Below are 17,160 nucleotides of genomic sequence, written 5' to 3' on the forward strand. Positions count from 1 at the left end.
GTATCGCAGCGAAGCCGGGGAAGGATTTCCTGCGGAAAAGCGACGCTGCGGAAAAGCAATCTTGTCGCACCCCTGTGCCACGGTGAGTGTATTTCTTCTCAGGAACCCATGCAAACCGCCATTATTCCGGGCATCTTTCAACAAGGCTCGCGATCATGGCGACAGACACTCAAAAGCTTGCGGCTTTTCCCGTGTTCATGCGGGTGGAGAACCGCGCCGTCGTCATCGTCGGCAATGGAGAAGAGGCGCTTGCCAAGGCCCGCCTTCTTGGCCAGTCGCGCGCAGCACTCACGCTTGTCGCCGATGCGCCCGAAGACGCCCTCGTCTCCTGGGCAAAGGCCAACGGAGCGCATCTCATCCGCGCGCCCTACGCGCCGCGTTATCTCGACAATGCAGCACTGGTGTTCGCCGCCACCGATGATGAGGCGCAGGACCGCGCCATCATTGCCGATGCACGGGCGCGCTCCATCCCCGCCAATGCGGTGGACCGGCCCGAACTATGCGATTTCTACACACCGGCTCTGGTGAACCGTGCGCCGCTCGCCGTCGCCATCGGCACAGAGGGAGCCGGCCCCGTGTTGGCGCAGATGGTGCGGGCGCGCGTGGATCAGATGCTCTCCCCGTCGCTGGGCGCGCTCGCCCATCTCGCCACGCAATACCGCGACGCCGTCGACCGGCTGGTGCCGCGCGGGCTCGCCCGCCGCCGCTTCTGGAAAGCGTTCTTCACCGGCGACACGGCGCATGCCATGGCCCGGGGCGACACGGCGGCAGCCCGCCGCAGCGCCTCCAGCCTGCTGGCCGCCGGCAGCGACATACCCGGCCACATCGCACTTGTGGGCGCAGGCCCCGGCGCGGAAGATCTGCTGACGCTGCGCGCCCAGCGCCTGCTCATGGAAGCAGATGTCATTGTCTACGACGCGCTCGTGCCCGAGGCCGTGGTTGCCATGGGCCGCCGCGATGCGGAACGCATTTCCGTCGGCAAGCGAAAGGGCTGCCACTCCAAGAGCCAGGAACAGATCAACGATCTTCTGGTCACGCTTGGCCGCGAGGGCAAGCGCGTGGTGCGGTTGAAGTCCGGCGACCCGCTGATCTTCGGTCGTGCGGGCGAGGAAATGGCGGCACTGCGTGAAGCAGGCGTGTCCTACGAGGTCGTGCCCGGCGTCACCGCCGCCTTTGCGGCCGCCGCCGATTTCGAGCTGCCGCTGACGCTTCGCGGCATCGCCTCCTCCATCGTGTTCACCACCGGCCACGACCTGAAGGGCCGCACCCTGCCGGACTGGGCGAGCCTTGCCGTCTCCGGTGCGACCATCGCCGTCTATATGGGGCGCTCCGTGGCTGCCGATGTGGCTGGGCGTCTCATCGAGGCCGGCCTCTCGCCGGACACCGCCGTGGCCGTGATCGAGAACGCCAGCCGCGACGACAAACGCCTGCTGCATGGAACGCTGAGCGACCTGCCTTCGCTTGCCGACCGCAGCGAACTGACCGGCCCCGTGATGACGCTGATCGGCGATGCCGTGGCCGGCGCAAATTTCGAGCGCTCCGAAGCGCTCGCAACCTATAAGCACCAGCTGGAGCGCGCGTGATGAAGATAGTAGCCGCCAATCGCCTGACCGATGGCGAAACCGTATGGCTGGGCGCAGGCGACCGCTGGGTCGATACGATCGACGCCGCCCATGTGGCGCGCGACGCCGAAGACGAAGCGCGCATCGCCGCTGCCGGCAGCGCCGCGCTCGCCGCCAACATCGTGATCGACGTCACACTGGTCGACGTGGACATCGCCGAAGGCCGCATCCTCCCCAAGCGCCTGCGCGAACGCATCCGCGCAGGCGGGCCTTCCATTCACCCCGAGATCGGCAAGCAGGCGCGCAACGCCGCGCAGCACGCCGCCTAACGTCAGGCCACGTCCCATGTACCGTTACGACGAATTCGATCATGCCTTCGTGCAGGCCCGCGTTGCAGAGTTTCGCGACCAGGTGGAGCGCCGCCTTTCCGGCGAGCTGACGGAAGACCAGTTCAAGCCGTTAAGGCTGATGAACGGCGTCTATCTTCAGCTTCACGCCTACATGCTGCGCATCGCCATTCCCTATGGCTCGCTGACCGCGCGCCAGATGCGCAGGCTGGCCCATATCGCGCGCACCTATGACAAGGGCTATGGCCATTTCACCACGCGCCAGAACCTGCAGTTCCACTGGCCGAAGCTGACCGACATTCCGCGTGTGCTCGAAGAGCTGGCGGAGGTGGAAATGCACGCCATCCAGACCTCCGGCAACTGCATTCGCAATGTGACGGCAGACCATTTTGCAGGCGCCGCCGCAGACGAGGTGGCGGACCCGCGCCCCTATGCGGAGATCCTGCGGCAATGGTCGTCGCTCCATCCGGAGTTCTCCTATCTGCCGCGCAAGTTCAAGATTGCCGTGACGGGCGCAGAGCGCGACCGCGCCGCCATCGAGGTGCACGACATCGGCCTGCACCTGAAAAAGAACGAGGAAGGCGCGCTGGGCTTTGCCGTGTTCGTCGGCGGTGGCCTTGGCCGCACGCCCATGGTCGCCAAGAAGATCCGCGACTTCCTGCCAGAGCAGGACCTGCTCTCCTATGTGACGGCGATCCTGCGCGTCTACAATCTGAACGGACGCCGCGACAACAAGTACAAGGCGCGCATCAAGATTCTGGTCCACGAGACCGGCACCGGGGAACTGACAGCGCAGGTGGAAAAGGAATTCGCCGCGCTGAAGGAAAGCGAGCTGAAGCTCCCCGATGCAGACATTCGCGCCATCGAAACCTATTTCGCGCCCCCGAAGCTCAAACCCCGCCCGGAAGGCGACGCAGCAGTGAGCAAGGTGGTCAAGGCCGATCCCGGCTTTGCCGACTGGCTGCGCCGCAATGCGCACACGCACCGCAACCCCGACTATGCCTCCGTGACCGTGTCGCTCAAGGGCATTGGCGAGGTGCCGGGCGACGCCACCGATGTACAGATGGACGCCATTGCGGATCTCGCAGAGCGGTACGGCAATGACGAAATCCGCGTCAGCCATGAGCAGAACCTGATCCTGCCCCATGTGGCGCGCGCCGATCTTCCTGCGGTTCATGCGAAACTTGTCGAGATCGGTCTTGCGACCTCCAATGCCGGTCTCATCACTGACATCATCGCCTGCCCCGGCCTGGATTACTGCGCGCTCGCCAATGCCCGCTCCATTCCGGTGGCGCAGGAGATTTCGCAGCGTTTCGCCACGCAGGCCCGGCAGGACGAGATCGGCGATCTTCAGATCAAGATTTCCGGCTGCATCAATGCCTGCGGCCATCACCATGTCGGCCATATCGGCATTCTGGGCGTCGAGAAGAAGGGCACGGAGCTCTATCAGGTGACGCTTGGCGGCTCCGCGCGCGAGGGTTCGACCATCGGCGAGATCATCGGGCGTGGCTTTGCGCCGGAGGAAATCACCGACGCGGTGGAAACTATTGTCGACACCTATCTCGCAAAGCGCGAAAACCGCGACGAGACCTTCCTCGAAGCCTATCGCCGGCTCGGACCGGCGCCGTTCAAGGAGGCCCTTTATGGCCACGAAGCCAAGGCAGCTTGACCGCGACTTTGCCGCCAGTGGCGACACGGGCGACCTCGCGGCTGCGCTGAACCTGCGCTACGGACACCTGCCCGCCGAGGAGATCATTGCCGTGGCAATCGATCTCTTCGCGGATGCGGGCGGCATTGCCGCCACATCCTCCTTCGGTGCCGATTCCGCAGCGCTGCTTCACCTGATCGCAGAAGCTGCTCCCGGTCTGCCGATCACCTTCCTCGACACCGGCCAGCATTTTGGCGAAACGCTTGAATACCGCGATCAGCTCGCGGACGATCTGGGCCTGACCAATATCGAGATCATCAGGCCGCTTGAGGATGCTCTTGCCGCTGACGATCCAGATGGCATCCTGCACCAGAGTGACACCGACCGCTGCTGCGCGATCCGCAAGGTGGAGCCCATGGCCCGCGCCATCGCGCCCTATCGCGCCTGGTTCACCGGCCGCAAGCGCGGTCAGGCGTCGACCCGCGCCGAAATGCCGGTGTTCGAGGCCGTTGGTCCGCGCATCCGCGTCAACCCGCTGGCGCGCTGGTCGACCGAAGATCAGGCCGCCTATATGCGCCGGCACGGACTGCGCCAGAACCCGCTGGTGGCGTTCGGCTATCTGTCGATCGGCTGTTTTCCCTGCACGAGCCCCGTAAAGCCCGGCGAAGACCCGCGTTCAGGCCGCTGGGCCGGTCAGGCCAAGACCGAATGCGGCATCCATCTGCCCGGCCTCGAAGACACGCTCTCGACGGCATCGGGATAGGAGTTTTTCATGAACACGACCGATATTCGCCTCTGGACCGCAGACGGCTTTCAGGACGACCGCTGGCAGAAGGCCGAAGACGGTTCGGCTCTTGATGCCAGCGCGCATGTGATCCTGCCGCTTGCAGCCTTTCTCGATCTTGACGACGAGACACGCACAAAGGCGGCCGACCGCATTGGCGTGGAGCTTCAGCCAGGCGATGCGCTGGATACGCTCCTGCCGCATCTTGCGCGTCTGCCGCTGGTAGCGCTCGCCTTTCCCGCCTTCAATGACGGGCGCAGCTATTCCAAGGCCGAACTCCTGCGCACGCGCCATGGCTATCGCGGTGAAATCCGCGCCACGGGCGATGTGTTGATTGATCAGGTCGCGCATATGCTTCGGGTCGGCTTCTCCAGCCTCGAAATCGCCAATCCGCGCACGCTGGAGCAGCTCCAGTCCGGCCGGGAAGCGGGCATTCCGCTTTACTACCAGCCGGCGGCGAAAGCGGCCGCAGCACCCGGCTCCTATGCATGGCGGCGGGTTTCGGCCTGAATCACCCGGAATCAGGGCTGCAAATCACGGTTATCGCGCTGTTTTGCGGGATTTTGGCTCGCTTTTCAGGGGATTATCCCTATATTAAGACCTCAGGGGTGCATTCGGCAGAACTTCTGTTATGGTGCGCCCCATCTTGAGTCGCCCCTTTGACGGGCGCTTTTGCATCTCTGCGCCGGCTGATGCCAGGCTCCCGCACCGATGTGGAATAAGATTGAACGTGAGTTGCCCTTCGCGCTTTCGAGCGCCCTGGCCAGGCTCAATCACTGAAACGCCAACTGAAGAAGGAAGTCCATTGCAGGTTATCGTTCGCGACAACAATGTCGATCAGGCCCTCAAAGTGCTCAAGAAAAAGCTCCAGCGCGAGGGTGTTTTCCGGGAAATGAAAGCCCGTCGTTCTTATGAAAAGCCGTCGGAAAAGCGCGCACGCCAGCGTGCCGAAGCTGTCCGCCGCGCTCGCAAGCTGGCCCGCAAGCAGGCTCAGCGCGAAGGCCTTCTGCCGAAGAAGCGCCGCGCAGCCTAGGGGCTGATGCCAGGCAAGCCTGGTTTTTGTGAATTTACGAGACAGGGACGGTGCGGCTTTGGCCCCGTCCCTGTTTTGTTTTTTGGATTATGGGATTGCCCTGCGCCCACCCGGATGCATTGCAATCGGTCCAAGCCATTGATGGCGCATCGGAATAATCGGATTACACGCTTCGTCCCGATGCCCGGGCCGGCAGTTCAGCCTGCGCGGCTTTCGGCTTCGTCCAGCTTTCCCAAAAGATCCTGAAATTCGTCCGGAATTTCCGAATCCAGCGAGAAATGCGGCAATTTGTTCAGAAACCGCGTGTTTTCGGGCTGCCCAAGACGCTGTCTGACACTGCGCGCAGTGTCAGCGCGATATGCGTCGCTCCGGCGCTCCTGTCGTTTGTCCTGTTGCGTCATTGTCCTTGCTCGATGTTGCAAATCGCACTCGTGAGATAAAATCCCGAGTTGTGGATTTGTTCCGAGAAATGAGGCGCTTCAGCCACATTCAGGCAACAGGGTAAACTTTTCCTAAAATTGTAAATATCGCCCGAAACACCGGGAATCCGGCGTCTTAGGGACGTGACAGCATGATGGATAAAGCGATACGGACGCCGCGCCGGGGATGCCGCCACCAAAGATGGCGACATCGGTATTCTGTCAGCGTCCTGACGATCAGGGCTGCGTGTAGGCGGTCTTCACCGTGGTGTAGAACTCGACGGCGTAACGCCCCTGCTCACGCGAGCCGAAGCTCGAGCCCTTGGTGCCGCCGAACGGCGCATTATAGTCGACGCCGGCGGTCGGCAGATTGACCATGACCATGCCGGCCTGGGACTTTTGCTTGAAGTCGCTCGCATATTTCAGCGAGGTCGTGCAGATGCCCGAGGAAAGGCCGAAGCTGGTGTCATTGGCGACGTGCAGCGCTTCCTCGTAATCCTTCACGCGGACGACGCTGGCGACCGGGCCGAAGACCTCTTCACGGTTGATGCGCATATCGTTGCGGGTTTCGGTGAAGAGCGCCGGCGCCATGTAGAAGCCGGGCTTGTCGAGCGTCAGGCGCTCGCCGCCAAAGGCAAGCCTGCCGCCTTCCTGGCCGGCGATCTCCACATAGGAGAGATCCTGCTCAAGCTGCTTCTCATCGACCACCGGCCCCATCTGGGTCCTGGGGTCGAGCGCATCACCAACCACAAGCGCCTTGAGCTTGTCGGTGAGCGCGGAGACGAACCGGTCGTGAATGCCATCGGCCACGACAAGACGGCTGGAAGCGGTGCAGCGCTGGCCGGTGGAGAAGAATGCGCCGTTGAGCGCGGCCGCGACCGCCACATCCAGATCGGCATCGTCGAGAACCACCAGCGGGTTCTTGCCGCCCATTTCAAGCTGCACCTTCTTGAGATGCTGTCCGCAGGCAGCGGCGATGCCACGGCCGGTGGGCACGGAGCCGGTGAAGGAGATGGCGCGAACCTTCGGGTTCTCGATCATGCGCGGACCAAGCTCGGAACCGCGACCGGCAACCATGTTGAACACGCCTTCCGGCAGACCGGCGCGGGACAGGATCTCCGCCAGCGCCCATGCCGAGCCCGGCACCAGCTCGGCCGGCTTGAGCACGATCGTGTTGCCATAGGCAAGCGCGGGCGCGATCTTCCAGGCGGGAATGGCGATGGGGAAGTTCCACGGGGTGATGAGACCGATCACGCCCATCGGCTCGCGGCGCATGTCCACCTCAACGCCCGGACGGATGGAATCGAGGCGTTCACCCGGCAGTCGAAGGGCTTCGCCGGCAAAGAACTTGAACACCTGACCGGCGCGCACAACCTCGCCAATGCCTTCCGGCAGGATCTTGCCTTCCTCACGCGAAAGCAGGTGGCCGAGCTCGTCCTTGCGGGCGATGATCTCATTGCCGACAGCGTCGAGAATGTCGAAGCGCTGCTGCGGCGTGGAACGCCCCCAGCCTGGCGCGGCATCATGTGCGGCATCGATGGCGCGGTCGAGATCCGCAGCGCCGGAGCGCGCCGCCAGGCCCACCACATCGCGCGTGTCCGACGGATTGATGTTCTCGACCTGGCTGTCGCCGTCAATCCATTCGCCGGCAATGTAGTTTTTGAAATGCATGCTGCCCGTTTCGGTTAGCGCCATTGGTGGAATACCCCCGCTTATCTCAGTTTGGTTGGCCCGGAGCCTAACCCAGGCGGGGCAGGCCAGTCATGCGATGCTTCGTTATGCCAGCCTGCCATTTGCGCATGAAACCTGAGCGGAAATGCCGGAAGCACCGAGTGCGGTCCAAGGCCCGCACAAAAGAAAACGCGGGTGAAGCTGCCCGCCTCACCCGCGCCTGCATTTTCAGTGCTGTTTTGAGTGCCGGCAGCCCCTCTGGAAAGGCGGCGCAGCTGAACTTCCCGTCAGATCAGCACTGGCCGGGGCGAACGATCCGGTAGCCGGCGGCCTGTGCCGAGCAGGCATTGCCGAAGGTGCGACGCTGGCCGTTCTTGCGTGCGCATACCGGGCGGTATTCGCGGGTGCAGATCTGCGGACGCTCGGGCCGGTTGGACTGTGCCCGGCATTCGCCCGGCCGAACGATGCGATAGCCGGCGGCGCGCGCCGTGCAGGCATTGGCAAAGGTGCGCTGACGATCACCCCGCCGCGCACAGACCGGCTGGAATTCCATCGTGCAGACCTGCGGGCGATCCGGACGCGGTGGACGCGGACGGTTCGGCCCCTCTTCAACAACCACCGTACAGCTCGCCAGAATGACGGCTGCGCCCGCAAGCGCGCCGACACGGGACAGAATTTTTGCAACAGACACCGCGAGACCCTCTCTCTTTCAAATATTGACGCCGGCTCCCGGCGCAACCCCATGCGCAGATTAGACGATTTTGAAGAAGTCACCAGTGTATCGAGAGGTGCTATGCTTCCGGCCCGCAGCCGAAGACGGTTTTACTGCTATTGCAGGCGGCGCACGGTCTGGCTTTCCGGGAAACAGGTCGGAGAGACCCCGTTTTTCTGCTGCCACGCGCCGATGGAGCGGCGCGTCTTGAAGCCGACCAAACCATCGGCCCCGCCGACATCGTAGCCAAGCCTTTCAAGCCCGCGCTGCATGCCCGCCACATCGCTGCGATTGAAGCCGCCGACACGGCCCCACGAGGTGGCGAATTCATTGTTGCCATACATGATGCGGTCGCCCGCATGGCCCACGAAAAGCGCGTAGAGGTCGCTCTCGTTGTAGTCCTTGAGGCGGTAGAAATTGGGCGTGACGATGAAGGCCGGACCAAAGCGGCCGGCAGGCATCATCAGATAGCCCTCGCCGCGCAGCTCATGCTCGGGAAACGCCTTGCCACCAACCCGGCGGATGCCGAGCGCTTGCCAGTCTGCAATGCTCTTGCCGCGATCCGGGCCCTCGAGCGCGCAGGAAACGCCCTGCGGAACGGTCACTTCAAAGCCCCAGTCGCGCCCGCGCACCCAGCCATGCTGCGCCAGGTAATTGGCGATGGAGGCAAGCGTGTCGGCCTGCGAATTCCAGATGTCGGCGCTGCCATTGCCATCGCCATCGACGGCATATTTCAGGTAGGAGGTGGGCATGAACTGCGGCTGCCCCATGGCGCCGGCCCACGATGAGCGCATGGCGCGGGGCGAGACGCCGCGACGCTCCACCATTTCGAGCGCTGCCAGAACCTCTTCACGGAACATCGCCTTGCGGGTGGCGAGAAAGGCCTTGGTGCCGAGAACCTCGAACGCGTCATAGGGAATTTTTGCCCCGCCAAAACCGGATTCCCGCCCCCAGACGGCGAGCACGACGCCGCGCGGAACGCCATAGCGCTTTTCGATGGCCGACAGCACGCCATTGAGCTTTCCAGCCCGCGCGCGACCGCCGGAGACGACGCCCCCGATATGCTTGAAATAAGCCGATGGCGCACGGAACTCCGCCTGATGCTGCCTGTCGCTGCGCGGTTTGCTCTCGCCCGGCAGAACGAGGTCCGGCAGTTTCAGATTGGGTGACACATTGGCGAAGGCAGCGTTGAAAGTGTTGGCCGAAATGCCCCGGCGCTGCGCCTCCGGCCACAGATCGCTGGCGAGCCAGTTGCGGAACTGCGTCTCGACGGACTGCGCCGCAGCCGCGCCCGCCGCAAGCGAAACGCTCAGAATGACAAGAAGGCGGATCATGCGCTGGAACATCAAGGCGTCTCTCCCGTCGCCGCAATGGGCGTTTGATCGTCTGATAGCATGGTAGCGGCACAACCGCCGCACTGGCTAGATCGCGTCCACTTCTCGTTGAATCGTGCAAACGCTCTCATTCATTGGTCTTGTGCAATTCCGGACGCCGACTTCGAGGCCCCCTTCTCCCCGCACGCAGAGAGAAGGAAGCCGTCATCCGGCCAGAGCGCTTCCGCTTTTCCTAGAAACTGGTACGCGATTTAAGCGCCGCCGACAGCGTTCCCTCGTCCAGATAGTCGAGTTCGCCACCCACCGGCACGCCGTGCGCAAGGCGCGTGACCTTGATTTCCATCCCGGCCACCTGATCGGTGATGTAATGGGCGGTGGTCTGCCCCTCGACCGTCGCATTGACGGCAAGAATGAGCTCGGACACCCCGCCTTCGCAAACCCGGCTGACGAGCCCCGCAATATTGAGATCGCCCGGCCCGACGCCATCGAGCGGCGACAGCGTGCCGCCAAGCACGTGATAGCGTGCGCTCATCGCGCCGGCGCGCTCAAGCGCCCAGAGATCCGACACATCCTCGACAACGATGATGGTGCTGCCATCGCGGCGCGGATCGGTGCAGATGGTGCAGGGATCGTGCGTATCGACATTGCCGCAGGTGGAACAGATCCGGACCTTGTCCAGCGCATCCGACATGGCGGCAGTGAGCGGCGCGAAGAGCTGATCCTTTTTCTTGATCAGATGCAGTGCCGCACGCCGGGCCGAGCGCGGCCCGAGCCCCGGCACACGCGCCAGAAGCTGGATAAGACGCTCGATTTCAGGCCCGGCGATGGATTTTGACATGCAAGGATACCATTGAGGGGCTGATCCGATTGCGGATCAACGCCCGTTCTCCTGTCCTGAAGCGCCGTGCATCCATTCGGACGCACAAAGGACGCTCCAACCTATTGAATCCACGCATCGTGCTTTCCGAAAATCGATCCCGATTTTCGGGCCTATGCGCTAGAAAGGCAGCTTCATGCCCGGAGGAATGGGCAGGCCAGCCGTCATTTCCTGGGTCTTTTCCTGCATGGTGGCTTCGAGCTTGGTCTTCGCATCGTTGTGCGCCGCCAGAATCAGGTCCTCGAGGATCTCCACATCGTCTTCCTTGAAGAGCGACGGGTCGATCTTGAGCGCCTTCATCTCGGACTTGCCGCTGAGCGTTACCGTGACGGAGCCGCCGGCAGCCTGGCCCTGGACTTCCATCTGGGCCATTTCTTCCTGCATGGCCTGAAACTTGGCCTGCATCTCCTTGGCCTTGCCCATAAGGCCCATCAGATCGCGCATTTTGGTCTCCAATTCATTCAGAAATCGTCGTCGTCATCATCATCCAGATCGACCGCCTCGACGGGACCGGATGCATCGTCGATCGCATCCGGGTCGGTCGCGTCGGGGATGCGGATATCGATGATCTTAGAGCCGGGAAACTTGTCCAGTATGGCTGCGACGGCGGGGTCCGCCTTCGCGTCGGCCATGGCGCTTTCGCGCCGCCCCTCTTCCACCTCGGAAAGCGTGGGGCCGCCGGCCTCGCTGGAAAGCATGACGATCCAGCGCCGTCCGGTCCACTCCTTGAGCCGGTTGGTCAGGTCGCCCATCAGCGTTTTGGGCGCATCGGCGGCGAGATTGACCTCAAGCCGGCCGGGCTCGATCGAGACGAGGCGCACATAGCTCTTGAAGCGAACCTTGAACGCCATGTCGCGATTGGCATCGGCAAGCTTTGCGATGTCTTCAAGCGAGCGCAGCGGCACGGCGTCCGCCTCGGCCTCTTCATGCACGGCCTGCTGCTGCATGGGCGCAGGCGCGCTTTCGGGCGCGGACTGGACGAGACGCATGGTCTGGCCGCCGCCACCGCCAGACACGGAAACATGCTGCGTGGCGACCGCCGAACCCATCGCGCCGCCGCCGCCAGCGCCCCCACCAGCGCCCCCACCAGCACCATTGCCCGAAGGCGCAGGCGCGCCATGGCCGGAGGGCTGGCCCTGACCATTGCCGGCAGGCATGTCGTCGAGCCGCTTCATCGCTTCATCGAGCGTCGGCAGATTGGCTGCGTGGGCGATGCGGATCAGCACCATCTCGCCGGCGGCCACTGGCCGGCCGGAAGACTGCACTTCCTGAATGCCCTTGAGCAGCATCTGCCAGGCGCGCGAGAGAACACGCACGGAAAGCGTTTTGGAAAATTCGAGGCCGCGGGCGCGCTCGTCTTCCGACAACGAGGCGTCTTCAGCCGCCTCGGGCACGAAGCGCAGCCGCGTGACCAGATGATTGAATTCGGCGAGATCGTTCAGCACGGTCGCCGGGTCTGCGCCGACATCGTATTGCGCGCGGAACTCGGCCAGCGCGGCGGCGACATCGCCCTTCATCAGGTTTTCGAACAGGCCGATGATGCGGCTGCGATCCGCCAGTCCCAGCATGTCACGCACGGTTTCCGCCGTGACCTGGCCGGAGGAATGGGCAATCGCCTGATCGAAGATCGACTGGGCGTCACGCATCGAGCCTTCGGACGCGCGCGCGATCATCGCCAGCGCCTCGTCTTCCGCCTCCACGCCCTCCAGCCCGCCGATGCGGGCGAGGTCTGCCTTGATCATGGCTGCATCGATGCGGCGCAGATCAAAGCGCTGGCAGCGCGACAGGATGGTGATCGGAACCTTGCGGATTTCCGTCGTCGCGAAGATGAACTTCACATGCGGCGGCGGCTCCTCAAGCGTCTTCAACAGGCCGTTGAAGGCCTGATTGGAGAGCATGTGGACCTCATCGATGATGAAGACCTTGTAGCGCGCGGAGACCGGCGCGTAGCGCACCTGATCGATGATGTCGCGAATATCGTCGATGCCGGTGTGCGAGGCCGCGTCCATCTCCACCACGTCGACGTGGCGGCCTTCGAGAATGGCGCGGCAATGCTCGCCCTCAACGGTCAGATCGACCGTTGGCGCATCGATGGTGTCTGTCTTGTAGTTGAGCGCACGCGCCAGAATGCGCGCCGTCGTGGTCTTGCCCACACCGCGCACGCCGGTCAGCATCCACGCCTGCGCGATGCGCCCCGCGCCAAATGCATTGGTGAGCGTGCGGACCATCGGCTCCTGGCCGATCAGTCCCGTGAAATCGCTTGGACGGTACTTGCGGGCCAGAACCCTGTAGGCGCTGCCGGCCTTGTCGCTTGCGTTCGTGCCGGCGTCGGTCATTGCCCTGTCGCGCTCCGTGTTTTGCCCTGACGCTTCCAGTGTCCCCTTGGACGAGGTTGTGCGTCAATGGACAATCTGGACGGCAAGGCTGGATTCCGGTGAATGCGGCTTAGAAAAGCAAGAAGAAGGTGGGAGGCTGGCACGGCGACCCGTGCCTGGCTCGTTAGGGCTGCTTCCTTCCGGACCTGACCCGGTTGGCGAGTGGCTCGTCCACCACCAACCTCCCGGCCCCCATATCGGAAATTGTGAAGCCAAATGCAAGGGAGGAGTTTCGCTTTCCTGTCGATGACCGGCCGATTGCCTGCAACCGCCGCGCCCGCATCCGGGCCGGCCTACGGGTTAACCGAAATGGCGAACCGCAGAATGGCGCCTGATATGCGCAATTATGCGGTATGAGGTGATTTCGCCCGGCCACAAAATAATCTAGCCTTGATTGTCATCATGAGGAAAAGCGATGCTGCCGGACGCCAAGCAGGGTTTCGAGCTCAATCCACGGCTGGAGGCTGAAAGCCTTCACGTTACATGGCTCGGCCTTTGCGAGCTGCGCCTTTGCGACGACCGTCGCTGGCCCTGGCTCATGCTGATTCCGCAGCGCCCCGGCGCGGAAGAGATTCACGAGCTGACCCCGCTCGATCAGGCCATGGTGAGCTTCGAGACCAATCTCGTCGCCCAGGCGCTCAAGGACATGACGGGCTGCACCAAGATCAACACCGCCGCCCTCGGCAATGTCGTCCGGCAACTGCACATCCATGTGGTTGCGCGCAATGAAGGCGACCCCGGCTGGCCCGGCCCCATCTGGGGCCATGGTGTGCGTGAGCCCTATCGCCGCGAAGACCTGCATCAGCTCGCCGAAACGATTCGCGGCAAACTCTGACCTTTTCCTGAAAACGGACTTCCCTCTTCCATGACCTTCCCATTTTTCGACGAACGGCGCGACGAAGCCAGCCAACGCGTCGCCTTTTCCGGAAACAGCATCGACCGGCAATCCGAGGCGCGCACCGACGATGATGCGCTGAAGGCGCTCAGGGACGAACGGGCGCGCGTGATGCTTTTTGGCGAGGGACGGCTTTTCCTGCGGGTCGCCGGGGAAGACGCATTCGACCCGTATCTATCGCCGGCGGATCGGGCGGCCTGTGCACCCGATCTGGAGCGCGCGGTGCTTCTGGGCCATCAGGAAAGCGTGCCGGTTCTGGCCGTGCCAGCGACGGCGGACCCCGAGACATTGCCCGACCACCTCAAGGCCATCGACTATCGCTCGATCTACATGCAGGGACTGCTGGACGCCGATGCGCTCGGCGCGATGGCGCAGGGCGCATCGCTTTTGGCGTGGCACGCCAATCACCGTTTTTGCGGGCGCTGCGGCAGCGAGAGCGAAATGCGCGACGGCGGCTACAAGCGGCACTGCCCGGCCTGCGGACGCGACCACTTTCCGCGCACCGACCCGGTGGTGATCATGCTGGCGGTCCGCGGCGAGCGCTGCGTCATGGGGCGCAGCCCCCACTTCGCTCCGGGGGTCGTGTCGTGCCTTGCCGGCTTCGTGGAGCCGGGCGAGACCATCGAAGCCGCCGTGCGCCGCGAAACACGCGAGGAATCAAACATCGAAGTCGGCACGGTCGCCTATCACGCCAGCCAGCCCTGGCCGTTTCCCTATTCGCTGATGATCGGCTGCTACGGCGAAGCCATGAGCGAGGAGATCGCCATGGACGAGAACGAGCTGGAGGAATGCCGCTGGTTTTCGCGCGCCGAAGTGCGCCAGATGCTCGAAGGCGCGCATCCCGGGGGCTACCGTGTGCCCCCGAAAGGCGCCATCGCCAACACGCTCATCCGCGACTGGGCGCTCGCGACGGAGAGCTAGAGCGCTTCCGCTTTTCCTGGAATTGCTAGTCCTCGTCTTCGCTCTGCATGGCGCGGAACGGGTGCCCTTCATAGACGCCCAGAATGCGCACTTCGCGTGAGAAGAAGCCAAGCTCTTCCAGCGCCAGCGCCACATTGCGGTCGTCCGGATGGCCCTGAACGTCTGCGTAGAACAGCGTCGAGAAGAACTTGCCGCCGAGCTGATAGCTCTCCAGCTTGGTCATGTTGACGCCGTTGGTGGCGAAACCACCCATGGCCTTGTAGAGCGCCGCCGGCACGTTGCGCACACGGAACACGAACGTGGTGACCATGGTCTGGTCAGGCGAGGAACGCGCGGCCCATTTTTGCTCCTTGGAGAGCACGACGAAACGGGTGACGTTGTTGTCCGTGTCCTCGACATTCTCCATGGCGATGTCGAGACCGTAGAGATCGGCCGCCAGGAGCGGCGCGAGCGCAGCGTTGGAACGCTCGCCCATCTCGGCCACAAGACGCGCGGCGCCCGCCGTATCGCCGGCGACCATGCCCTTCCAGCGCTTCTGGCGGATGATCTCGCGGCACTGCCCCAGCGCGTGGATGTGGCTGTAGACCGTCTTGATCTCCTCCGTTTTCACGCCCGGAAGAACCATGAGCTGAAAATGGATCGGCAGGAAATATTCGCCGACAATGTGCAGCTTGGAGCGCGGCAGGAGGTGGTGAATATCGGCAACGCGGCCGGCAATCGTGTTCTCGATCGGGATCATCGCCAGATCGGCAGCGCCCGTTTCGACCGCGTTGAAGCAGTCCTCGAATGTGGGACAGGGCAGCGGCTCCATGTCCGGAAACATGTTGCGGCAGGCCGTGTCTGAATTTGCACCGGGTTCGCCCTGGAAGGCGATCTTGTTGGTCTTGGCTGCCATCTTCACATGTCCGTTTCTGCTAAAAGTCTGGTCTTGGCTTTTTCCAGGTCTTCGGGCGTGTCCACGCCCAGCGGCACCGAGGCCACGATCTGCGCATCGATGCGCATGCCGGCCTCGAGTGCGCGCAACTGCTCAAGGCGTTCGCGCCGCTCCAGCACCGAAGGCGGAAGCGAAACGAAGCGCTCGAGTGCGGCGCGACGATACGCATAAATGCCCACATGATGGTAGAGCGGCCCTTCGCCCCATGGCGCGGTGGCGCGCGTAAAATAGAGTGCGCGAAGCCGGCTGGCGTCTGCCGGGAGCGGCGCGCCAACGATCTTCACAACATTCGGATTGGTCTTTTCCGCCTCATCGGTGATCTCGACGCCAAGCGTCGCGATGTCGATCCCGGGATCATCCAGCGGACCGGCAACAGCGCGGATATCTTCCGGCGCGATGGTCGGCAGATCGCCCTGCAGGTTGATGACGCGTTCGCACACGCCCTGCGGATCGAGCTTGCCCAGCGCCTCAAAAATGCGGTCAGAGCCGGATTCATGGTCGGAACGGGTCATCACCGCATCGAAACCGGCCTTCTCCACCGCATCGGCCACTTCCTGCGTGTCGGTGGCGACCGCCACCCGGCCAATGCCGCTTTCACGCGCCCGTTCGGCCACGTGCACGATCATCGGACGCCCCGCAATATCGGCCAGAGGCTTGCCCGGAAGACGGGTAGACGCCATGCGCGCGGGGATTATGATGAGGCTGGACATTGGGGCGCGAACTCTTTTGAAATGATAAAGTGGCAAAAAGTCTCACAGGGAAGTGCCTTATATGTGTTGCATGCGCGGAGCAAAAGCCCTAGTTTCCGCGCGATTTTACCGGCATCGGTCGAACGCGGGGGACACCGGCGCGGAAGTTTGGATCTTCACGCCGCCGCGAGCGTCCGGAATAGGGAGCCTCAGGGCGTATGAACTCTTTCGAACTCAACAAAATCCTCGGCGCGCTGCTTGCCGCCGTTTTCGTGGTCTTCTCGGTCAGCCTTCTCTCGGATGCGATCTTCGCTTCGCCGCCGCCTGCCACACCGGGCTACGCGATCGAGGTTGCTGAGGACGACGGATCGGGCGCGCCTGCAGAACCGGCCGAACCGGAATCCATCGCGCCGCTGCTCGCCTCTGCCGATGTCGCCAAGGGCGAGAACATCTTCAAGCGCTGCCAGGCCTGTCACACCGTTGATGACGGTGGCGCCAACAAGGTCGGCCCGAACCTCTGGGAAATCGTTGACCGCCCGATCGCCAGCCACGAAGGCTTTGGCTACTCGGCGGCCATGGAAGAATTCTCTCAGGGCGGCACCGTGACCTGGACCTACGAGAATCTTGACCACTTCCTGACCAACCCGAAGGGTTTCGTCTCCGGCACGGCGATGGCTTTCGCCGGTCTGAAGAAGATCGAGGACCGCGCCAACCTGATCGCCTATCTGCGTGAGAACGCTGCGACCCCGGTTGCCCTGCCCGATCCGGAGGCCGAGGACGAGGCTTCTTTCGAAGAGCCGCTTTCGCCGGATGAGCGCACGGACCTGACCGTGGAAGACGAAGATGCTTCGCTTCCCGCAGGCGTCAGCGACGACCCGGCCACGGGCGAAGAAGCTTCGGCCGACGAGACCGAAGGCGAAGCAACCGCCAACTAACGAAAATTTAATTTCGTGGAACTT

17 protein-coding genes and 1 other RNA gene are annotated in these 17,160 nt (G+C 63.3%); 9 read left to right on the forward strand and 9 right to left on the reverse strand.

Annotated elements, in window-relative coordinates:
* Positions 1 to 155 precede the first annotated feature (155 nt).
* From cysG to rpsU, 6 genes are all read left to right on the forward strand, one after another.
* Entirely contained in the window at positions 156 to 1,583 is a 1,428-nt protein-coding gene (gene cysG, locus JYP46_RS16765; RefSeq protein ID WP_206548754.1) for a siroheme synthase CysG, read from the forward strand.
* The gene (locus JYP46_RS16770; RefSeq protein ID WP_113153873.1) at positions 1,583 to 1,891 is read left to right on the forward strand and encodes a DUF2849 domain-containing protein; all 309 of its coding nucleotides are present in this window, start codon (positions 1,583 to 1,585) and stop codon (positions 1,889 to 1,891) included. The genes cysG and JYP46_RS16770 overlap by 1 nt, the downstream gene beginning before the upstream one ends.
* A gap of 16 nt (positions 1,892 to 1,907) precedes the next feature.
* A complete protein-coding gene (locus JYP46_RS16775; RefSeq protein ID WP_206548755.1) occupies positions 1,908 to 3,578 on the forward strand; it encodes a nitrite/sulfite reductase in 1,671 nt (556 codons plus the stop codon).
* Positions 3,553 to 4,320 (forward strand): phosphoadenylyl-sulfate reductase, encoded by a 768-nt coding sequence (locus tag JYP46_RS16780; RefSeq protein ID WP_206548756.1) that lies wholly within the window; start codon positions 3,553 to 3,555, stop codon positions 4,318 to 4,320. The genes JYP46_RS16775 and JYP46_RS16780 overlap by 26 nt, the downstream gene beginning before the upstream one ends.
* 9 nt (positions 4,321 to 4,329) lie before the next feature.
* Complete coding sequence (locus tag JYP46_RS16785; RefSeq protein ID WP_206548757.1) at positions 4,330 to 4,851, forward strand: DUF934 domain-containing protein; 522 nt, start codon at positions 4,330 to 4,332, stop codon at positions 4,849 to 4,851.
* Positions 4,852 to 5,146: 295 nt separating this feature from the next.
* Positions 5,147 to 5,374: a 30S ribosomal protein S21 gene (gene rpsU / locus JYP46_RS16790; RefSeq protein ID WP_113153869.1), complete on the forward strand. Its 228-nt coding sequence runs from the start codon at positions 5,147 to 5,149 to the stop codon at positions 5,372 to 5,374.
* A 656-nt stretch (positions 5,375 to 6,030) separates the two neighbouring features.
* Here rpsU and JYP46_RS16795 read toward each other — a convergent pair.
* The 7 genes from JYP46_RS16795 to ffs form a co-directional block, all read right to left on the reverse strand.
* Complete coding sequence (locus tag JYP46_RS16795) at positions 6,031 to 7,488, reverse strand: aldehyde dehydrogenase family protein (RefSeq protein ID WP_206548758.1); 1,458 nt, start codon at positions 7,486 to 7,488, stop codon at positions 6,031 to 6,033.
* Between the two features lie 268 nt (positions 7,489 to 7,756).
* Positions 7,757 to 8,155, reverse strand: coding sequence for a Kazal-type serine protease inhibitor domain-containing protein (locus tag JYP46_RS16800; protein WP_206544393.1), 399 nt, complete (start codon positions 8,153 to 8,155; stop codon positions 7,757 to 7,759).
* 137 nt (positions 8,156 to 8,292) lie between these two features.
* Positions 8,293 to 9,522, reverse strand: coding sequence for a lytic murein transglycosylase (locus tag JYP46_RS16805; RefSeq protein ID WP_206548759.1), 1,230 nt, complete (start codon positions 9,520 to 9,522; stop codon positions 8,293 to 8,295).
* A gap of 220 nt (positions 9,523 to 9,742) precedes the next feature.
* Positions 9,743 to 10,348, reverse strand: a complete 606-nt coding sequence (gene recR / locus JYP46_RS16810) for a recombination mediator RecR (protein WP_206548760.1) — start codon at positions 10,346 to 10,348, stop codon at positions 9,743 to 9,745.
* Positions 10,349 to 10,507: 159 nt separating this feature from the next.
* Positions 10,508 to 10,831, reverse strand: coding sequence for a YbaB/EbfC family nucleoid-associated protein (locus JYP46_RS16815; RefSeq protein ID WP_113153864.1), 324 nt, complete (start codon positions 10,829 to 10,831; stop codon positions 10,508 to 10,510).
* 17 nt (positions 10,832 to 10,848) lie between these two features.
* A complete protein-coding gene (locus JYP46_RS16820; RefSeq protein WP_206548761.1) occupies positions 10,849 to 12,723 on the reverse strand; it encodes a DNA polymerase III subunit gamma/tau in 1,875 nt (624 codons plus the stop codon).
* Positions 12,724 to 12,851: 128 nt separating this feature from the next.
* Positions 12,852 to 12,948: signal recognition particle sRNA small type (ffs, locus tag JYP46_RS16825), an RNA gene on the reverse strand.
* Positions 12,949 to 13,177: 229 nt separating this feature from the next.
* Between ffs and JYP46_RS16830 the strand changes: the two genes are divergently transcribed.
* Both JYP46_RS16830 and nudC read left to right on the forward strand, forming a co-directional pair.
* Entirely contained in the window at positions 13,178 to 13,597 is a 420-nt protein-coding gene (locus tag JYP46_RS16830) for an HIT family protein (protein ID WP_113153862.1), read from the forward strand.
* 30 nt (positions 13,598 to 13,627) lie between these two features.
* Entirely contained in the window at positions 13,628 to 14,578 is a 951-nt protein-coding gene (nudC, locus tag JYP46_RS16835) for an NAD(+) diphosphatase (protein WP_206548762.1), read from the forward strand.
* A gap of 25 nt (positions 14,579 to 14,603) precedes the next feature.
* Here nudC and JYP46_RS16840 read toward each other — a convergent pair whose 3' ends face one another.
* Complete coding sequence (locus JYP46_RS16840) at positions 14,604 to 15,473, reverse strand: prephenate dehydratase (protein ID WP_206548763.1); 870 nt, start codon at positions 15,471 to 15,473, stop codon at positions 14,604 to 14,606.
* A 2-nt stretch (positions 15,474 to 15,475) separates the two neighbouring features.
* Positions 15,476 to 16,222, reverse strand: a complete 747-nt coding sequence (locus tag JYP46_RS16845; protein WP_206548764.1) for a 3-deoxy-manno-octulosonate cytidylyltransferase — start codon at positions 16,220 to 16,222, stop codon at positions 15,476 to 15,478.
* 197 nt (positions 16,223 to 16,419) lie between these two features.
* On the opposite strand from JYP46_RS16845, the gene JYP46_RS16850 reads away from it, so the two are divergent.
* On the forward strand, positions 16,420 to 17,136 hold the full coding sequence (locus tag JYP46_RS16850; RefSeq protein WP_206548765.1) for a c-type cytochrome: 717 nt from the start codon (positions 16,420 to 16,422) through the stop codon (positions 17,134 to 17,136).
* Positions 17,137 to 17,160: the final 24 nt, after the last annotated feature.

It is taken from the genome of Nitratireductor aquimarinus (assembly GCF_017255295.1).
Classification (GTDB): domain Bacteria; phylum Pseudomonadota; class Alphaproteobacteria; order Rhizobiales; family Rhizobiaceae; genus Nitratireductor; species Nitratireductor aquimarinus.